At 68.3% G+C, this 17,048-nt stretch carries 17 protein-coding genes, 1 tRNA gene and 2 pseudogenes; 13 read left to right on the top strand and 7 right to left on the bottom strand.

Annotation, left to right across the window (positions count from 1 at the left end; translation table 11 throughout):
* The first annotated feature begins 12 nt into the window (after positions 1-12).
* Entirely contained in the window at positions 13-1,419 is a 1,407-nt protein-coding gene (locus tag GEV07_05890; GenBank protein ID MQA02263.1) for a CoA-disulfide reductase, read from the top strand.
* On the opposite strand, the gene GEV07_05885 is transcribed toward GEV07_05890, so the two are convergent.
* The gene (locus GEV07_05885) at positions 1,396-1,980 is read right to left on the bottom strand and encodes a hypothetical protein (GenBank protein MQA02262.1); all 585 of its coding nucleotides are present in this window, start codon (positions 1,978-1,980) and stop codon (positions 1,396-1,398) included. The genes GEV07_05890 and GEV07_05885 overlap by 24 nt on opposite strands.
* Positions 1,980-2,963, bottom strand: a complete 984-nt coding sequence (locus GEV07_05880) for an inorganic phosphate transporter (GenBank protein MQA02261.1) — start codon at positions 2,961-2,963, stop codon at positions 1,980-1,982. Before GEV07_05880 ends, GEV07_05885 begins: the two co-directional genes overlap by 1 nt.
* Positions 2,964-3,479: 516 nt before the next feature.
* Here GEV07_05880 and GEV07_05875 point away from each other — a divergent pair.
* Together GEV07_05875 and GEV07_05870 are read left to right on the top strand one after the other, a co-directional pair.
* A pseudogene (locus tag GEV07_05875) lies at positions 3,480-3,608 on the top strand (IS256 family transposase).
* A 4-nt stretch (positions 3,609-3,612) separates the two neighbouring features.
* Complete coding sequence (locus GEV07_05870; GenBank protein MQA02260.1) at positions 3,613-3,819, top strand: DUF2795 domain-containing protein; 207 nt, start codon at positions 3,613-3,615, stop codon at positions 3,817-3,819.
* Between the two features lie 121 nt (positions 3,820-3,940).
* Here the strand turns inward: GEV07_05870 and GEV07_05865 are convergent, their stop codons facing one another.
* Entirely contained in the window at positions 3,941-4,156 is a 216-nt protein-coding gene (locus GEV07_05865) for a hypothetical protein (protein MQA02259.1), read from the bottom strand.
* A gap of 246 nt (positions 4,157-4,402) precedes the next feature.
* Between GEV07_05865 and GEV07_05860 the strand changes: the two genes are divergently transcribed.
* Positions 4,403-4,597, top strand: a complete 195-nt coding sequence (locus tag GEV07_05860; GenBank protein MQA02258.1) for a hypothetical protein — start codon at positions 4,403-4,405, stop codon at positions 4,595-4,597.
* Between the two features lie 8 nt (positions 4,598-4,605).
* On the opposite strand, the gene GEV07_05855 is transcribed toward GEV07_05860, so the two are convergent.
* Positions 4,606-5,991 (bottom strand): MFS transporter, encoded by a 1,386-nt coding sequence (locus GEV07_05855; protein ID MQA02257.1) that lies wholly within the window; start codon positions 5,989-5,991, stop codon positions 4,606-4,608.
* Between the two features lie 54 nt (positions 5,992-6,045).
* Between GEV07_05855 and GEV07_05850 the strand changes: the two are divergent.
* Positions 6,046-6,569, top strand: a pseudogene (locus tag GEV07_05850) (TetR family transcriptional regulator).
* Here the strand turns inward: GEV07_05850 and GEV07_05845 are convergent.
* Positions 6,566-7,768: an MFS transporter gene (locus GEV07_05845; GenBank protein ID MQA02256.1), complete on the bottom strand. Its 1,203-nt coding sequence runs from the start codon at positions 7,766-7,768 to the stop codon at positions 6,566-6,568. The pseudogene GEV07_05850 and the gene GEV07_05845 sit on opposite strands and share 4 nt — an antisense overlap.
* A gap of 86 nt (positions 7,769-7,854) precedes the next feature.
* Between GEV07_05845 and GEV07_05840 the strand changes: the two genes are divergently transcribed.
* Positions 7,855-8,529, top strand: a complete 675-nt coding sequence (locus tag GEV07_05840; GenBank protein MQA02255.1) for a TetR family transcriptional regulator — start codon at positions 7,855-7,857, stop codon at positions 8,527-8,529.
* Positions 8,530-8,840: 311 nt separating this feature from the next.
* Positions 8,841-9,350 (top strand): hemerythrin domain-containing protein, encoded by a 510-nt coding sequence (locus GEV07_05835; protein MQA02254.1) that lies wholly within the window; start codon positions 8,841-8,843, stop codon positions 9,348-9,350.
* Between the two features lie 58 nt (positions 9,351-9,408).
* Here the strand turns inward: GEV07_05835 and GEV07_05830 are convergent.
* Both GEV07_05830 and GEV07_05825 read right to left on the bottom strand, forming a co-directional pair.
* Positions 9,409-9,481, bottom strand: a tRNA-Lys gene (locus GEV07_05830).
* A gap of 48 nt (positions 9,482-9,529) precedes the next feature.
* Positions 9,530-10,723: an ROK family protein gene (locus tag GEV07_05825; protein MQA02253.1), complete on the bottom strand. Its 1,194-nt coding sequence runs from the start codon at positions 10,721-10,723 to the stop codon at positions 9,530-9,532.
* Between the two features lie 124 nt (positions 10,724-10,847).
* Between GEV07_05825 and GEV07_05820 the strand changes: the two genes are divergently transcribed.
* Genes GEV07_05820 through GEV07_05795 form a run of 6 tightly spaced genes read left to right on the top strand, consistent with a single transcriptional unit; the run spans position 10,848 to position 17,042 of the window.
* Positions 10,848-11,972: a gfo/Idh/MocA family oxidoreductase gene (locus tag GEV07_05820; GenBank protein MQA02252.1), complete on the top strand. Its 1,125-nt coding sequence runs from the start codon at positions 10,848-10,850 to the stop codon at positions 11,970-11,972.
* Positions 11,969-12,889 carry a TIM barrel protein gene (locus GEV07_05815; GenBank protein ID MQA02251.1) on the top strand — a complete coding sequence of 307 codons (921 nt, stop codon included), beginning with the start codon at positions 11,969-11,971 and terminating at the stop codon, positions 12,887-12,889. The genes GEV07_05820 and GEV07_05815 overlap by 4 nt, the downstream gene beginning before the upstream one ends.
* 37 nt (positions 12,890-12,926) lie before the next feature.
* Entirely contained in the window at positions 12,927-14,210 is a 1,284-nt protein-coding gene (locus tag GEV07_05810; GenBank protein ID MQA02250.1) for an extracellular solute-binding protein, read from the top strand.
* A gap of 1 nt (position 14,211) precedes the next feature.
* Positions 14,212-15,129, top strand: a complete 918-nt coding sequence (locus tag GEV07_05805) for an ABC transporter permease subunit (protein ID MQA02249.1) — start codon at positions 14,212-14,214, stop codon at positions 15,127-15,129.
* Positions 15,126-15,980 (top strand): ABC transporter permease subunit, encoded by an 855-nt coding sequence (locus tag GEV07_05800; protein MQA02248.1) that lies wholly within the window; start codon positions 15,126-15,128, stop codon positions 15,978-15,980. Before GEV07_05805 ends, GEV07_05800 begins: the two co-directional genes overlap by 4 nt.
* A 27-nt stretch (positions 15,981-16,007) precedes the next feature.
* Entirely contained in the window at positions 16,008-17,042 is a 1,035-nt protein-coding gene (locus GEV07_05795; protein ID MQA02247.1) for a zinc-binding dehydrogenase, read from the top strand.
* Positions 17,043-17,048 lie beyond the last annotated feature (6 nt).

The raw sequence follows: 17,048 nt of genomic DNA, 5'->3' as shown, positions 1-17,048 counted from the left end.
TAGGAAGGCCTCATGACACGCCTGGTCATCATTGGCGGTAGCGACGCAGGAATCAGCGCCGGGCTACGCGCCCGCGAACTCGACCCGAGCATGGAGACCACGCTGGTGGTCGCCGACGCGTACCCGAACTTCTCGATCTGCGGCATCCCGTACTACGTCTCCGGCGACGTCACGGACTGGCGGCACCTCGCCCACCGCACCCGGCACGACCTGGAGAACGCCGGACTCGACCTGCTACTGGACCACACGGCACACCGCATCGACTCTGCCGCCAAGACGGTGACCGTGACCGGCCCAGCCGGCGACGAGCAGTTGCTCGGCTACGACCAGTTGGTCATCGGCACCGGCGCCATCCCAGTGCGGCCACCGATCCGTGGACTCGCCGAACTCGGCCCCGCCGACGGGGTACACGTCCTGCACACCATGGGCGACACGTTCGCCGTGATGGAGTCGCTCGAACGCCGCCAGCCACGCACCGCGTTGGTCGTCGGTGCGGGCTACATCGGGTTGGAGATGGCCGAGGCGCTCACCGCGCGGGGAATCCGGGTCACCCAAGTCGAACAGCTCCCCGAGGTCCTACCCACCGTGGACCCGGAACTGGGCGCGCTGGTGTGTGCCGAACTCACGGGTCACGGCGTCGACGTCGTGACCGGAACCCGCGTCACGGACATCACCAGAGAAGGTAACCGGCTGCACGTCGACGGTGACCACTACTTCACCCGTGACGTCGACCTCGTTCTCGTCGTCGGCGGCGTCGCGCCGGACACCGCACTGGCCGAGACCGCCGGTGTCTCGCTCGACGTCCGCGGCGCGATCGTCGTGGACGAGCACATGCGCACCGGGGTGCCGGACGTCTACGCTGCCGGCGATTGTGTGGTCACCCATCACCGACTGCTGGGTACGACGTACCTGCCGCTGGGGACTACCGCGCACAAACAGGGTCGGGTCGCCGGCGAGAACGCCGTCGGTGGCGACCGCGCGTTCGCCGGCAGCCTCGGCACCCAGGTGGTGAAGGTCTTCGACCTCGCCGTCGCCCGCACCGGGCTACGCGACCACGAGGCCCGTACGGTGGGCTTTGCACCCGTCACGGTGGGCAGCGTCGCCGACGACCACAAGGCCTATTACCCCGGGGCGCAGCCCATCACCGCACGTGTCACGGGCGACGCCGAGACGGGCAAGCTGCTCGGCGCCCAACTCGTCGGCCCCATTCCCACCGCGGTAGCCAAGCGCATCGACACATTCGCCACCGCCTTGTTCGCCGGCCTGGACGTCGACACGGTCGCCGAGCTGGACCTCTCCTACACCCCGCCCCTGGGCAGCCCGTGGGACGCCGTCCAGATGGCCACCCAAGCCTGGGTCCGCGACCACCTCGAGACCGAGGCTGCACTGCCGGAGTCAGTGGCGAACGTGCCGGGATGACGCGGGCACCGGTCCATTCCGGTCAGGTGGCACCAGTGCTCCAAGCCCCGCATGCAGCATCGCCGACAGCAGCGCTTCCCGATGTACCACGGCGAGCAGCCGGGCGCTGTGCACTGCGCTCGCCAGCGCAGCGTTCGCCGGTCCTCGCCGGTACAACCATGTCGATACTCGGCGCGCGACCGCGTGGCCTGTGCGACGTCGTAGGCGAGTCGAACGGCGCGAGGCACGGCGCAGATGCCGGTCGAGGTTTCGCCGGCGACGGTTGGGCAGGCCCGATACCGGCACCATCCGACCAAGGGCAGCGGCCACCACATCCGACGCCGACCACGGCCCGTCCCCTGTCGCACCGACCAGTCTTGGCGCGACGTCGACGAGACCCTGTCGTGTCGCATCGTCGAGGTCGTCGTTGACAAGGCGCGCCAGCGTGGCCAGCACCGGCTCCATGCAAAGAGGTTCGTCGGTGAACGGCTCACCGGCCAAGACCGACACCCACTCGGTCAGACACATGCCATCACTGGGATGCAGATGCGTCCCTGGTCGAAGTACCGGAATGGCGTTCATCAGACCACCAGGTCGAGAAGGAGGTAACAGACCGCGGCCACACCGCCGGCACCGGGGAGCGTGCACACCCACGCGGTCAGGATGTTGCCCGCCACACCCCACCGGACCGCGGACAACCGCCTCGTCGCGCCCGCGCCAGCGATCGCCGAGGTGATGGTGTGCGTGGTCGAGACCGGGACACTGAACACGAACGCCGTCGTGTAGAGCACAGCTGCTCCACTCATCTCCGCGGCGAAGCCCTGCGGCGGCTCCAGGTGCACGATGCGGCGGCCGAGCGTGCGCATGATCCGCCAGCCACCTGCCCACGTGCCGGCCGCGAGGGCGACCGCAACCGAGATGATGACCCACAGCGGCACGTGGAAGTCGTCCTGCAAACCGACGGTGACGAGCGCGAGCACGATCACGCCCATCGTCTTCTGCGCATCCTGAAGACCGTGCCCGAGCGCCATCGCCGCCGCCGAGATCGCCTGCGCGAACCGGAACCCGCGACCCACCGGGCCAGGCGCACGATTGCGGAAGATCCACATGATGGCGAGCATCACGCCGAACGCGAGGGTGAAGCCGACCAGCGGGGAGAGGATCATCGGGATGACCACCTTCTCCCCCACCCCGGCCCAGTGCACCAGCGTGCCGGACGCCAACGCCGCGCCGACCAGGCCGCCGATGAGCGCGTGCGAGGACGACGACGGCAGCCCGAACGCCCACGTCAAGATGTTCCACGCGATCGCACCAACCAGTGCGGCCAGCACCACGACCAGACCACCCTCCGTCGCCGGCGTGGCGATGATCCCGCTGCCCACCGTCACCGCGACACCCGTACCGAGTAACGCGCCGACGAAGTTCATCACCGCCCCCAGCGCCAACGCCACCCGCGGCGTGAGCGCACGCGTCGAGACGCTGGTCGCGATCGCGTTCGCCGCGTCATGGAACCCGTTGGTGAAGTCGAACACCAACGCCACCGCGACGATGACCGCCAGTTCCACCCACTGCATCCAGGTCACCGACCACCACAGAGAGTCGCCATAGACAACAATCTATGTCTCGTGCCTCTCGTACGCCAGGACCTACATACCGGCAACAGATACTGCGTTCGCACGTCACACAGGGCCGGTCGGATTCCATGTCCGCGGACAGTGGTGGTACTAGCCAGCGAAGGGCAGGCGCCTTCCGCATCTGGGTTCGTACACCACTTCATGGGTTCTAACACCCGCCCACTGGACGGCTACGAAGCCGGAGCGCAAAGCCACGTAACCGGCTCGCGCCGAGCGAGAAGGACGAGTTGTTCAACCAGGTCCTCAGTGGACAGACTACCCAGCGGGAAGCGACCGAGCGGTGGGGCGCTCTCGGGAGCAGGTCGAGAGTGGCGTCCGGCAGAGTGGTGTACGGCTCCTGGTGAGCGTGTCGCTGCCGATGTAGGTGACGGCCACCGGGTGGTCCTTCGAGTGATCTCTCACAACCGACTCGAAGAAGGCCACTACGGCGACACCGTCACCCTCAGTATCGACCCTGCTCGTCTGCTCGAGGAACAGCTGGCGCAGGCGTCGCCTGACTTGCTGCGCGAGTTGCTCAGCATGTTCATCAACACGCTGATGTCCGCGGAGGCCGACGTGGTGTGCGGCGCTGCCTACGTCCGTGACCGTCACCCGCGTGGAGATCGCCGACCAACTCGAGGAGGCCTTCGCCTACCCGCCGGCGAGCAAGGACGACCTCATCGCCTACGCCCTCGCCCGGCACGCCCGTCCGGAAGTGATCGCCACCCTGTCCGGCCTGCCCGAGCGCAGCTACCGCTCGCTCATGGACCTGTGGCCGCATTTGGCCGAGGTGCCGGTTGACCATTGAATCCCGACATCGACACCAACCACGCCTACTGATCCCGCGAACAGCGGGCCGCCGCGGTCGTGAACCGTCGCGATTGACACGTCTCGCCGACGCCACCGCCCACGCGCTCGCGAACGTGGTATCAGCGCACGGACTGGTCGGCGTGGCAGGCGACCTCGACCGGCGGGGCCGCATCCGCACAGCAGAGCTCTGCCGCAAACTCGCCCGCCGCGGCATCACGTCGGTCGACCACAGCCCCCGACGACCTGTCCGCCATGACCGAGGTCTGCCGCAGATCGTCGACGCAGCCACCGTCCTCCTCGTCGACGCGGCCTCCCAGCACGGTCTCGCCGCGCATCTGGCAGTCATCCACGGACTGCCGCTGGTTGCCTTACCGCTTCATGACACGCCTGCCGGCACGGAGAAGACGTACCAACCGGTGATCCGGGCACGCGGCGCTGACCTCGCGACCGGGCACGAGGTGACTCTGTCCGGGGTCGAGTTCCTCCCCGCGTCCGCCGACACGTGTCGGCTCGCGATCCACCTCGCCGATCACGGACACGCGCGCCGGCACAGGCTGGCACCGGGATCACAGCTCCGGATCATGCCCCACCCTGACGAGCTGGCCATCGAGATCGAGCCGCCCGGCGCGGACAAATGGACGAGCCAGGCGCGGGCCGTCACCGTGATCCCCGTATGGGGCAGCCATACCGTGCTGCGCGACGGCATCCCGGTCGCCGACCTCCAGACACCGTTGCACCTGAACATGCGCGACCATCTCGAGCTCCACCTCGCCTGACCACAGCATCACCGAGCCCGGTGCAGTGATGGCAGGGTCAGCGCGGCGGCCGCGATGACGAGCTGCAACACGGCGAGCACGGCGAACGCGCCACCGTAACCGGCGGCGATCGTGTGCGGCGTGCCGGCCTCGGGCCGCATCGTGGTTGTAACGAGGACGGCGAGACCGAGCGCGCCACCGACCTGCTTGGCAGTGTTCATCACGCCGGACGATGCACCCGCGTCACCGGAGGCGACACCGGTGGTGACGGTCGCGGTCAGCGGCGTGTTGAGCAGCCCGCCGCCGAACGTGTAGACCGCCGCGGGTCCGAGGATGCCGGTGAGGTAGCCGCTGTCGGCGGTGATCCGGCTCTGCCACCAGAACCCAGCGGCGGCGAGTAGGACACCGGCGACGATGAGCGTGCTCGCGTCGAAGCGCTCCATCAGCTGTGGCGCGAGGCGCGCGCCGACGATGCTCATCACCGCGTGCGGTAGGAACGCCAGCCCGGTCTGCAACGGTCCGTAGCCGAGCACGTCTTGCATGTAGAGCGTGAGGAAATACCACATCGGCACCTGCAGGCAGGCACCGGCGAGCAGCATCACGACATTGCCCGTGCTGATCGCCCGCACACGGAACAATCGCAGCGGCACCAGCGGGACGGCCGCGACGCGTGCCTCGACCAGAACGAAGCCGACCAGCGCGACGGCGCCGGCCAGCAGCGGGATCACCGTCGTCGGGACGGTCCAGCCACCGTCCTGCACCTGGGTGATGCCGTAGGTCAGCGACGCGAAGCCGAGCGGCGCGAGCAGGGCGCCCGGCACGTCCAGCTCGCGCCGCTGCCTCGCTGGGCCGTCGGGGGCGAGCGTGCGCGCGGCGACCAGGATCGCGACCGCGCCGATCGGCACGTTCACCAGCAACGTCGCCCGCCAGGACAGGACCTGGGTGAGCGCGCCGCCGACGATGTTCCCCGCCGCGCCGCCCGCGATGCTCACCGCCGTCCAGGTCGCCAGGGCTCGAGTGCGGCTACAGCCCTCGGGGTACGCGGTGGTCAGCAACGTGAGCGTGGCGGGTGCGAGCACCTCCGCGCCAAGCCCCTGCGCGGCACGCGCAGCGACGAGCGTCCACGGACCGGCCGCCAGCCCGCCGGCGAGGCTCGCCGCGGAGAACACGCCGATGCCGGCGACGAAGACCCGCTTGTGCCCGTGCAGGTCGGCGAGCCGACCACCGAGCATGAGCAGCCCGCCGAACGCCAACGCGTACGCCGTGACGACCCACTGCAGCCCGCCGGGACCGAACCCCAGTCCGGTCCGCATCGACGGCAGGGCCACGTTGACGACCGACACGTCGAGCACCACGACGAACAGCCCTACGCAGGCGAGCCCGAGCACACCGCCGCTATCGACACGCGCCCGCATGCGCGGCGCACACAGATCGCCGACGGACTCGTGCGCGTCCTAGCCCGCGACGGCATGCCTGCCGTCACCATGCGGTCGGTCGCCGCCGAAGCGGGCGTATCACTGCGCCTCGTGCAGTACTACTTCGACACCAAGACGCAGCTGTTGGCGGGAACGCTCCGACACCTGGAGCGGCAGAGCAACGAACGCTGGACAGCGAAGCTCACCGCACTCCCCCAGCCGGTGTCGGCGCGTGACTTCGTCGAGACGTTCCTCGACGAGGCGCTGCCCACCGACGAGCAGGGCCGCACCTTCCACCTCGCCGGCACCTCCTACGCCGTGCTGACGATGACCGACCCCGGCCTCGCAGGCGAACCCGTCGTCGCCGGACTGACCCAGCTGACCAGCAGCTCGCCGACGCCCTCCGGCACGCGCAGCACACCGGCGAGCTGGCAGCGGACCGCGACCCCGACCGCGAGGCGGCGCACCTGGTGGCGCTCAACCACGGCCTCGGCACCATGGTCCTGGTCGGCAAGCACACCGTCGACGAGGTTCGTACGGTCTTGCGCACCCACCTCGACCGGCTGTTCGCCGCCTAGCGCGCGGCGGTCGCGGACTCGGTCGAGACGGCAGTCGGTGGCCGGTGTGCGGTGACCTTCGTGGTCAGCAGCACGATCAGCATCACCAGCGCAACTCCGCCGGCGGCGAGGAAGCCGATCGAGTAGTCGGTGGCGGCGATCAGCGGCCCGGCTATGAGTGGCGAGACGAACTGCCCGGCGAACATCGACGTACCCTGCAGAGACGTCGCGCGACCACGCTGTTCGGGCGCGACGGCGTCGGCGAACAGCACCGTCAGCGCCGGCATGGCAAGGGCATTGCCGGCGCCGGCGAGGGCCGGTGCGAGCAGCAGGAGCACCGGCTGATCGACGCGAGCGTAGATGACGAACGCGAGCATCCAGCAGCCGGCGGCGAGCCGCGTGACCGCAGCGACGCTCAACCGAGACCGCAGCCGCCCATACAACAGGCCGATCAGGCTCGCGACCACTGCCCCCAGGGTCACGGCGTAGACGGCGACCAGGAACGTCGAGGTGATGCCGATCTGTTCCAGTCGCTTCGGCAGGAACACCGCGGGCACGTACATCATCACGCCGGTCGCGAGGACCAGTCCGCAGAGGCCGAGCAGCACGGGATGCGCCCGCATCAGCCGCAACGCACCGCCTCCGGAACGCTCCGCGCCCACCGCGGTCACGTCCTTCGGCATCGCCAGCAGCACCGCGACGCCGAGCGGGACGCCGACCAGGTACACGGCGAACGAGGCGTGCCACGAAATGTCGCCCAGCGCACCGGCGAGCAGCGGCCACACCAGGCCACCGACGGTGGTCGCCGTGGTGCGCCAGCCCATCACCCGGTCGCGCTTCGCCGCCTCGTACAGCGAGAGGAGGGCGACGGTCGTCGCCGTGAACACCACGGCTGCGCCGAGCCCGAGCACGAACCGGCTGGCGATCAATGCGGGGTAGCTGGTGACCAGCAGCCCGGAACCACCGCCCAGGCCGTACAGCACCAGCCCCGCGGTCAACGGCACGCGGACTCCGCGCCTGTCCACGAGCCGGCCGACCAGCGGGCTGGTGACCGCGATCGTCAGGCCGTGCGTGGTGATGATGAAGCCGGCTGCGGTGCCGGAGACACCGAGGTCGTTCTGGATCACGGCGAGGACAGGAGCGACCGTCGCTCCAGCCATCACTCCCAGCGTCGACGCCAACAGCAGGGTCCACAGAACCAGGGTCCGCCGGCTCAACAATCTGCCACTCATTAGCATAAGCGTTTGATAAGCTCAAACTAACCGCAAGCTTCAACCAGCGATAGGCAGTTTGCTAGTATGAACGTATGATCGAACCGGTCGCGACGGACCGTGCGCTGCCGCTGCGCGAGCGCAAGAAGCTGCGTGTCCGCCGCACGCTGTCGGAGACGGCACTCCGCCTATTCATCGAGCAGGGCTTCCACCAGACCACCCTGGAACAGCTGGTAGACGAGGCAGAGGTGTCGATGCGGACGTTCTTCCGCTACTACTCCGGCAAGGAAGCCGTCGCCATTGCCGCCGAGGAGGAGTTGTGGGACGCCTACCTCGACGTGGTCGCCGACACCGACGCCGACGGCAACGTCCTTGACGCGCTGCGGCACGCGCTCGTCTCGGCGCTGAACGGCATGGACGACGACTGGGAGCGCCGCTTCATCGCGACCAGGGGGCTCGCCGGCCGTACCCCAGAGCTCCGTGAGTACAGCGCGCTCACCAGCATCAGAATCCAAGAGCACCTGGTCGACGCGCTCGAGACCAAGCTCGGCATCGACAGCCGCAGGGATGTCCGGCTCCGCCTCGTCTGCGAGTTCGCCATGAGCGCCTGGCGGTGCGGCGCGAAGAACTGGGTCCGCGGCCTGAAATCGCAGGCCCGCACCGGCCGGGGGAAGCCCGACGCAACCGAACGCCGGGCCCTGCTCCGCCGAATCGAGGAGGCGTTCGACGCCATCCCGTCAGCAGTGACACTCTCCGACGCAACGCGCTGACACGTCGAGTCCAGTAGAGCAGGCGGCGCAACTCAAGAGCGCCTGGCACGACCATGCGCGAAGAGAGGTCAGCACAGGTGACGGACTCAGCAGCGGCGTTCCAGCTGCTACGAGGGCATGGATACGCTCCCGCACCCCGTTCCACTGCGAAGCTCGAATACAACCTCGCACTGTCGAGGCCCAGACATCCCATCGTCTCCCTTGTCGCCGCCACCTCCTACCGGGCAAGGCATCCTCGCCGCTAGGGTCTCACCCCTCCGCAGTCGAACGAGCCGCTGCATCGCCTCCGAAGACCCGGTACGCTCACCGCGATGGAGCGCGAACGGGGACAAGAGCGACTGGCCGCGTTCGGCACCGAGCTGATCGCGATCCACGACCACCTCCGTCAGGAACTGGCCACCGTCCGACAGAGCCTGCAGGACGGCCACCATGACGGCCCTGGTCAGGTGCATTCGCTGGCGGCCCACTGTTTAGCGTTCTGCTCCGCGCTCGACCAGCACCACTCGGGTGAGGACAGCAGCGCGTTCCCGGCGCTTAGGCAGGAGTTCTCCGACCTCGCGCCGGTGATCACGAAACTCGAAGAAGACCGCGCCCTCGTCGCGTCGATCCTGCAGCGGCTGAACCAGCTCCTCGGCGAACTGCCAACCGACCCGGACGCGCAGGACACCGTGCGCGTCACGGGTGAGCTAGACGGACCCGCCGCGATCATCGAATCGCACTTCACCTTCGAGGAACGCACAATCGTCACCGCGCTCGATGCCCTGGACCGGCCAGACCTCACCGCGAGATCACTCTTCGGCATCAGCCCAGACTGCCGCTAGCAGGGCATCTGACCTACAGAACACCCGCATAGCGACGGTTCGCATTGTGCGATGAAAGTGGGCCGCCAGGGGATCGAACCCTGAACCCGCGGATTAAAAGTCCGCTGCTCTGCCAGTTGAGCTAACGGCCCCATCGCAGGGTATCGGGTGGGGGGTGGGGCTCGCAGGGTGGCAAGCGGTCAGATGGTGGCTCTCAGCAGGGTGGCCAGGCCGGCCGGGGAGAGGACGTGCTGGAGGGTGAGGACGGTGGCGCCGAGCACGCCGGCTTGTGGACCTAGGCGGCTGGTCTCCATCCGGAGGTTCCTCGTCGCCAGGGGCAGGGCACGGCGGTAGACGACGCCGCGGATGCTGGCGAGTAGCTCCTCGGACACCTGCGCCAGGGCACCGCCCAGGACGATCGCCGCAGGGTTGTAGAAGCTCACCAGGGATGCCAGCACCTCGCCGATGTGTTGGCCGGCTTCGCGCACCGCGTGCCGCGCGAGCACGTTCCCGTCCTCGGCCAGCCGGACGACGTCGTGGCTGTCGCTTACGTCCAGGCCCTGTTGGCTCAACGCCCGCACCAACGCGGAGCCGGACGCGACCGCCTCCACACAACCGGTGTTCCCGCAGTGGCACCTGGTCGACTCGTGGCCGGGGAGCTGGATGTGGCCGATGTCGCCGGCGGCGCCGTCGGTGCCGCGGTGCAGGTGGCCCTCGCTGATGATCCCGCAGCCGATGCCGGTGCCGACCTTGACGTACAGCAGGTACTCCACGTCCTGGCGCGCCCAGTACTCGCCGAGGGCCATGATGTTCACGTCGTTGTCCACGATCACCGGCGCGTCGAGCAGGTCGACGAAGTAGCCCGGTACGCGGTAGCCGTCCCAGCCGGCCATGATCGGCGGCCGTACGACGGTGCCGGTGGCGAACTCGACCGGGCCCGGCATGCCGAGGCCGACGCCGCGGACGTCCGTCACGTCGTTACCGGTCTCCGCGAGCAGCTCGCGGAACCCCGCCCACACCTGGCCGAGCACCGCCTGCGCGCCGTCGTTGACGTCCATCGGCTCGCTGAGCTCGGCCAGCAGGCTCGCGCCCAGGTCGCTGAGCGCCATCCGGACGTGGCTGGCGCCGACGTCCGCGGACAGCAACACACCGGCGCGCGGGTTCAACGACAGGCTGACCGGCGGCCGGCCACCCCTGGACGGCGACCGCCCCGCGTCGACGAGCAGCCCCAGGTCGAGCAGCTGCTCCACCCGCTGCGACACCGTCGACCTGGCCAGGCCGGTGTGCCGTGCGATGTCCGACCTGGACGTGGCCGTGCCCTGCGCGACGAGCGACACGATCGCGCTCAGCGCGGCCGGGTCCCGGCGCAGCACGGTGCCCTCAGCGCCTTCCATGCCGGCAGCATACTGAAGACGACTCTCTTAATCCAAAAACGAAATAAGTTACGCAGATCTTGCCCATAAGAGGCGCGCTTAATAGCTTCTGTTGTCAATACACGCCGGAAGGGACGGACAGCCGATGCGAGACGTGCGGGTCGGGATCGTGGGCGCCGGGTTCGCCGGCCGCATGCACGCGGAGACCGCACGGCGGCTCGGTGCGCGCGTCACGGCGGTGGCCGCCTCCACGCCGGAACGCGGCGCGCAGGTCGCCGCGTCGATGGCCGCGGCGCGCTCCTACCCGACGACGGAGGAGCTCGTCACCGCACCCGACGTGGACGTCGTGCACGTGTGCACCCCGAACCAGAGCCACCACCCGCTCACCCAGCTCGCCCTGGACGCCGGCAAGCACGTGGTGTGCGAGAAGCCGGTCGCCACGAACGCGGCGGACGCCATCGACCTCGCCAAGCGCGCCGCCGCGGCGGCGACAGTCACCGCGGTGCCGTTCGTGTACCGCTACTACCCGACCGCCTGGGAAGCGCGGCACCAGGTGCGCGACGGCGGTCTCGGCCCGATCCGGCTGGTGCACGGCTCGTACCTGCAGGACTGGCTGTCGGAGAGCGCGGACATGAACTGGCGCGTCGACCCGGCCGCGGGCGGCGCGTCCCGCACGTTCGCCGACATCGGGTCGCACTGGTGCGACCTCGTCGAGTGGGTCACCGGGCAACGGATCGTCGAGCTCATCGCAAGGACGGAGATCCTGCTGCCGGAACGCAACCGTGCCGCCGGCCGGACGTTCGCGAAGAGCGTCCGTACGTCCGACAGTCAGTCCGTGCACACCGAGGACGCGGCGGCCGTGATCTTCCGTACCGAAGGCGGCGCGCTCGGCAACCTGCTCCTGAGCCAGGTCTCCCCCGGCAGGAAGAACCGGCTGTGGTTCGAGGTCGACTGCGCCGACGCCAGCATCGCGTTCAACCAGGAGGAACCGGAGTGGCTGTGGTCGGGCAGCCGCACTGCCAACCGGATGCTGCCCCGTGCCGCCGACAGCCTCAGCAGCGACGCGGCGCGCCTGGTCACCCTGCCGCCTGGGCACCCGCAGGGGTACGCGGACTGCTTCGCCGCGTTCCTCACCGACGTCTACGCCGCCATCGAGACCGGGGCACCTGCCACCTTCCCCACGCTCACCGACGGTGCCCGTACCGCCGTGCTCACCGACACCGTGCTGAACTCCGCCCGTCAAGGTCGCTGGATCGAGGTACCGCAATGAAGCTTGGATTCCTCACCGCCTGCCTGCCGTCCTGGCAGCTCGCCGACATCGCCGCCTGGGCGGCCGGCGCCGAGTACGAGGCGCTCGAGGTCGCCGCCTGGCCGCGCGTCGGCTCCCGCGCCTTCGAGGCGAGCCACATCGACGTCGCGAACTTCGACCGCGCCGCCGCCGACGACGTACACGCGCTCTTCGACAAGCACGGCCTCGGCCTCTCCGCCATCGGCTACTACGAGAACAACCTGCACGGCGACGAGAGCAGGCGCGAGCAGATCCACGAACACCTGCGGCACTGCATCGACGCCGCCTCGCTGCTCGGCTGCCCCTACGTCGGCACCTTCATCGGCCGCGACATCGGCAAGAGCGTGCAAGAGAACCTCGAGCTCGGCGAACGCATCCTGCCGCCGCTGACGAAGTACGCCGAAGACCACGGTGTACGCCTCGTCGTTGAGAACTGCCCGATGGAGGGCTGGCACCTGGACGGCTACCCGGCGAACCTGGCGTACTCACCGGAGCTGTGGGAGTGGATGTTCACCCTCGGCTTCTACCTGAACTACGACCCGAGCCACCTGGTGTGGCTCGGCATCGACCCGGTCACCGCACTGCAGCCGTACACCGACCGGGTACTGCACACCCAGGCGAAGGACGCCGAGGTGAACCTGCAGGCACGCAACAGGTACGGCATCTTCGGCAAGACACAGGAACGCAAGTCGCCGTGGGACATCGGCTGGTGGCGGTACCGGATCCCGGGGCTCGGCGACGTCGACTGGCGCCGGGTCGTCGACACCCTCTACGAGGGCGGGTACGAGGGCACCGTCTCGGTCGAGCACGAAGACCCGGTCTGGGGCGGCACCGACGAGCGGGTGACCCAGGGCCTGCAGATCGCGCACCGGACACTGCGCCCGCTCATCGTCGCCTAGCCGGCACACACCCCGGTCAACTCAACGAGGAGGAACCATGCGACGTGCAGCCGCAACGACGGGGCTCGCGTTTGTGACTGCGATAGGGCTACTCGCCGGGTGCACCGGCGGCGCCACCCAGTCATCCGGGGGGAACGAAGACACGCTGACCTACCTGATCGGGCAACCGGAAGACCCCGAGCAGGTGACGGCGATCAAGAGCCAGATCAAGAAGTTCGAGAAACAACACCCGGGCAAGCACGTCAAGCTCAATGTGATGCCCAACGACCAGCTGCGCACCGTGCTGCAGACGCAGTTGCAGAGCGGCAAGGGCCCGGACATCTTCAGCTACGACACCGGGCCAGGCTTCGCGGGTGTGCTTGCCGAGGCGGGTCTGCTCTACGACCTGTCCGACGCGTACAAGAAGAACGACTGGCCCATCTACGACTGGGCGAAGCAGCGGGTCACGTTCGGCGGGAAGGTCGTGGGCGTACCCGACCAGGTGGAGGAGATCGGCCTCTTCTACAACAAGGACATGTTCGCAAAGCACGGCATCGACGAGCCGAAGAACCTCGCCGACCTGGAGGCCGGCGCCTCGAAGTTGAGCAATGCCGGCGTCACCCCGATCGCGTTCTCCAACAAGGAGGGCTGGGAAGCCGGCCACGCACTAAGCGCGCCGTTGAGCAGCGCCGTCGGGCCGAAGGTGATGCAGGACCTGATCGAGGGCAAGAAGTCGTGGGACAGCCCCGAGGTCGTCGACGCCATCGAGCTGTTCTTCGTCGACTACCGCAAGAAGGGCTTTCTGCCGAAGAGCCCGAACGCGATCACGTACGACAACGCGAACGCGCTCCTCTACAAGCAGAAGGCCGGCATGACACTCACCGGTTCCTGGCTGGCACACGACATCGAGAAGTCCGCCGAGTTCGACGTCGGCTTCATGCCGTTCCCCTCGGAGTCCGGGCCCGGCTATCCGGCCGCCGGCCTCGGTTCCGGCACGTTCGTCTCGGCGAAGACCGCGAACCCCGACCTGGCCGTGAAGTATCTCGACTTCGTCCAGACGCAGGAGCACGGCAAGTGGCAGGTCGAGCAGATGAAGAGCATCCCCGCCTTCCCGGTCAAGACGGACGACGTGCAGGCGACCCCGCTCTTCCGGCAGATCCTGGACGACACGAGCTCGATCGCGTCCGGCGAAGGCAAGTTCGGCTACAACATCGACGTGCTGATGAAGCAGTCGTTCAACAAGGCCATGTGGGACGGACTCCAGGGCGTGCTCGTCGATCAGAAGACACCGAAGGAGTGCGCGGCGGACATGGCGGACGCGTACGAGAAACCAGGAAAGTGACGTGGCCGCAGTAAGGGAGGCCGGTGTCACCGCGACGCGGCGAGCAAAGGCGCGACTCGGCGTCTTGCTCGCCGCGCCCGCGATGGCACTCATGGCCCTCTTCTTTCTCTTCCCCTTGGTCAGCGCCGGCTACTTCTCGCTGACCAGCTGGAATGGGGTGGTGCCGCAGGCCCCGTTCGTCGGGTTGCGCAACTTCGTGGAGATGCTCACCGACGGCCAGGTGTGGCACGCACTCGCGAACAACGCCATCTGGATCGTCATCGGCACAGCGGCGCCGTTGGTCATCGGCCTGCTGCTCGCCGTGCTGCTCTGGAGCGGCGCAAGGGGCGTGCTCGCCTACCGGTTGGCGTTCTTCCTGCCCTACGTGCTCCCCCAGGTGGTGATCGGCATCGCCTGGACGTGGATCTACGACCCGGTGTACGGCTGGGTGAACAAGGTGCTGAACGCAATCGGGCTTGACGCCCTGGCACGCGGCTGGCTCGGTGAACCTGACACAGCGCTTTTCGCCGTGCTCGCGACGGCGATCTGGGCGACGTTCGGCTTCGCGGTGGTCATTTTCCTCGCCGCCCTGCAGAACGTCGACCTCGACCTGGTCGACGCCGCACGCATCGACGGCGCGAACGCGTTGCAGCGTCTCGTGCACGTCGTACTCCCACAGATCATGCCCGTCTTCCTGATGGTGACGACGGTGATCCTCGTCGGCGGCTTCAGCGTCTTCGACATCGTCTTCATCATGACCGGCGGCGGACCGGGCAACGCCACCGAGGTGCTCGGCACGTACGCGTTCGAGAACGCATTCACCCTGAACCGGGTCGGTTACGGCACCGCGCTGGCACTGATGGTCACGCTGCTCTCATTGCCGTTCGTCATCATCCTGAACCGGATGCAGCGCAGGCACGTACAGGAGAAGGCCGGATGACCATCACGGGTTCGAGTCGCCGACCCGGACAGACCCCGTCGACGAGTGCCGTAAGGCAGCTGGTGTTGCTGGCGTTCGCGTTCCTCTCACTGTTCCCGCCGCTGTTGATCCTCTCCACCGCCATCCGAACTCCCGAGGACGTACGGACGGCGCCGTTCGATCTGTTCACCTCGTTCAGCGTGGAGAACATCGCCGCGGCGTGGACGCGGGCGAACTTCAGCGAGTACTTCCTGAACAGCGTGCTGCTCGCGGTGCCGAGCACCGTGCTCGTCGTGGTGCTGGCGACCGCGGCCGGCTACGCGTTCGCGCGATGCGCGTTCTTGGGCAGGGACCTGCTGTTCTACGCGATGATGCTCGGGCTGCTCGTGCCGTTCTTCACCATCATGATCCCGTTGTACTTCCAGCTGCGTCAGCTCGGTCTGCTCGACACTCTGATCGGCGCGATCCTCGTGCTCACCATGACCCAGCTGGCGTTCGGCACGTTCATGATGCGGTCGTTCTTCATCGACATCCCGAACGAGTTCGAGCAGGCTGCCAGGGTGGACGGTGCGAGCGAGTGGCAGATCTTCCTGCACGTGATGCTGCCGTTCGTCCGCTCCGCCGCCGGCGCGCTGACGGTGTTCGCCTTCCTGCAGAACTGGAACAACTTCCTTGTGCCGCTGCTCTACCTGCCCGGTGGGGAGTACCGGCCGCTGACCGCGGGCCTGTACCTTCTTGCCAGCGGCCGCACACTGGACATCGGCCCGCTGGCTGCCGGCTCGCTGCTCACCGTGCTTCCCGTCATCGCCGTCTTCCTGGTCGCCCAGCGACAGCTGCTCCGCGGCTTCATGGCTGGCGCGGTCAAGGGCTGACTCCTACGAGAGAAAGGGATCCGTTCCATGGCCAAGGTGGTCAGGTTCGCGGCTGCACGCGAGGCGTCGGTCGTCGACGAGCCGGAGGCCGAGCTCGGCGCCGGCGACGTACGCATCCGCACCCTCTACTCCGGCATCTCGGCGGGCACCGAGCTGACGGCGTACCGTGGCTCCAACCCGTACCTCGACAAGCGTTGGGACCCCGAGCGGAGGCTCTTCGTCCCCGGCGACAGCACGCTCGCCTACCCGGTCGACGGTTGGGGCTACGAGGAGGTCGGCGAGATCGTCGAGGTCGGCGGCGACGTCCGTGACGTGCAGCTGGGACAGGTGGTGTGGGGCACCTGGGGTCACCGGGCGCTGACGACCAAGCCGGCGGAGTACGCGGCGCAACGCGTCCTCGCCCCGGGCATCGACCCGAAGGTGGGCATCTTCTCCCAGATCGGCGCGATCGCGCTCAACGTCATGCTGGACGCCGACATCCACGTCGGCGAGACCGTCGCCGTGTTCGGGCTCGGTGTACCCGGCCAGCTGGTCGCGCAGCTCGCCGCGCTGAACGGAGCCAGGGTCATCGGCGTGGACACCCTGTCTGACCGGTTGGCGAAAGCGCGGGAGCTCGGCGCCGACACCGTTCTCGACGCGACGAAGGGCGAAGTCGCGGAACGGATCCACGAGCTGACAGAAGGACGCGGCGCGGACGTGGCACTCGAGGTCAGCGGTGCGTATCCCGCGCTGCACGAGGCCATCAGGTCGGTGGCGTACAGCGCGCGGGTGGTCGCCGCCGGCTTCTTCCAGCGGGAAGGCATGGGCCTGGCGCTGGGGGAGGAGTTCCACCACAACCGCGTGCAGGTCATGTGCTCACAGATCTCCGGTGTCGCGCCGGCGCTGTCGTACCGCTGGGACACGTACCGGCTGCAGCGCACGGCGGTCGACCTCGCCGCCAGCGGCAAGCTCCAGGTGCTGCCGCTGATCAGCGAGGTCGTGCCCGTCGACGGGGCACCGGCAGCGTTCCGCGCGCTCGACGAGTCGCCGGCGAAGTCCCTGCAAGTCGTCATCGAGTTCTGAAGGAGA

It is taken from the genome of Streptosporangiales bacterium, from assembly GCA_009379825.1.
GTDB lineage: Bacteria > Actinomycetota > Actinomycetes > Streptosporangiales > WHST01 > WHST01.
Note: the sequence above shows the minus strand (reverse complement) of the source record. Positions and strands in the feature narration are given on the sequence as shown.

Excerpts from the sequence above, each read along its gene's own strand:
- GEV07_05890 (MQA02263.1), top strand. The coding sequence starts at position 13 with ATGACACGCCTGGTCATCATTGGCGGTAGCGACGCAGGAATCAGCGCC.
- GEV07_05885 (MQA02262.1), bottom strand. The coding sequence starts at position 1,980 with ATGAACGCCATTCCGGTACTTCGACCAGGGACGCATCTGCATCCCAGT.
- GEV07_05865 (MQA02259.1), bottom strand. The coding sequence starts at position 4,156 with ATGCGCGGCGAGACCGTGCTGGGAGGCCGCGTCGACGAGGAGGACGGT.
- GEV07_05860 (MQA02258.1), top strand. The coding sequence starts at position 4,403 with ATGCCCCACCCTGACGAGCTGGCCATCGAGATCGAGCCGCCCGGCGCG.
- GEV07_05855 (MQA02257.1), bottom strand. The coding sequence starts at position 5,991 with ATGCGGGCGCGTGTCGATAGCGGCGGTGTGCTCGGGCTCGCCTGCGTA.
- GEV07_05840 (MQA02255.1), top strand. The coding sequence starts at position 7,855 with ATGATCGAACCGGTCGCGACGGACCGTGCGCTGCCGCTGCGCGAGCGC.
- GEV07_05835 (MQA02254.1), top strand. The coding sequence starts at position 8,841 with ATGGAGCGCGAACGGGGACAAGAGCGACTGGCCGCGTTCGGCACCGAG.
- GEV07_05825 (MQA02253.1), bottom strand. The coding sequence starts at position 10,723 with ATGGAAGGCGCTGAGGGCACCGTGCTGCGCCGGGACCCGGCCGCGCTG.
- GEV07_05820 (MQA02252.1), top strand. The coding sequence starts at position 10,848 with ATGCGAGACGTGCGGGTCGGGATCGTGGGCGCCGGGTTCGCCGGCCGC.
- GEV07_05815 (MQA02251.1), top strand. The coding sequence starts at position 11,969 with ATGAAGCTTGGATTCCTCACCGCCTGCCTGCCGTCCTGGCAGCTCGCC.
- GEV07_05810 (MQA02250.1), top strand. The coding sequence starts at position 12,927 with ATGCGACGTGCAGCCGCAACGACGGGGCTCGCGTTTGTGACTGCGATA.
- GEV07_05800 (MQA02248.1), top strand. The coding sequence starts at position 15,126 with ATGACCATCACGGGTTCGAGTCGCCGACCCGGACAGACCCCGTCGACG.
- GEV07_05795 (MQA02247.1), top strand. The coding sequence starts at position 16,008 with ATGGCCAAGGTGGTCAGGTTCGCGGCTGCACGCGAGGCGTCGGTCGTC.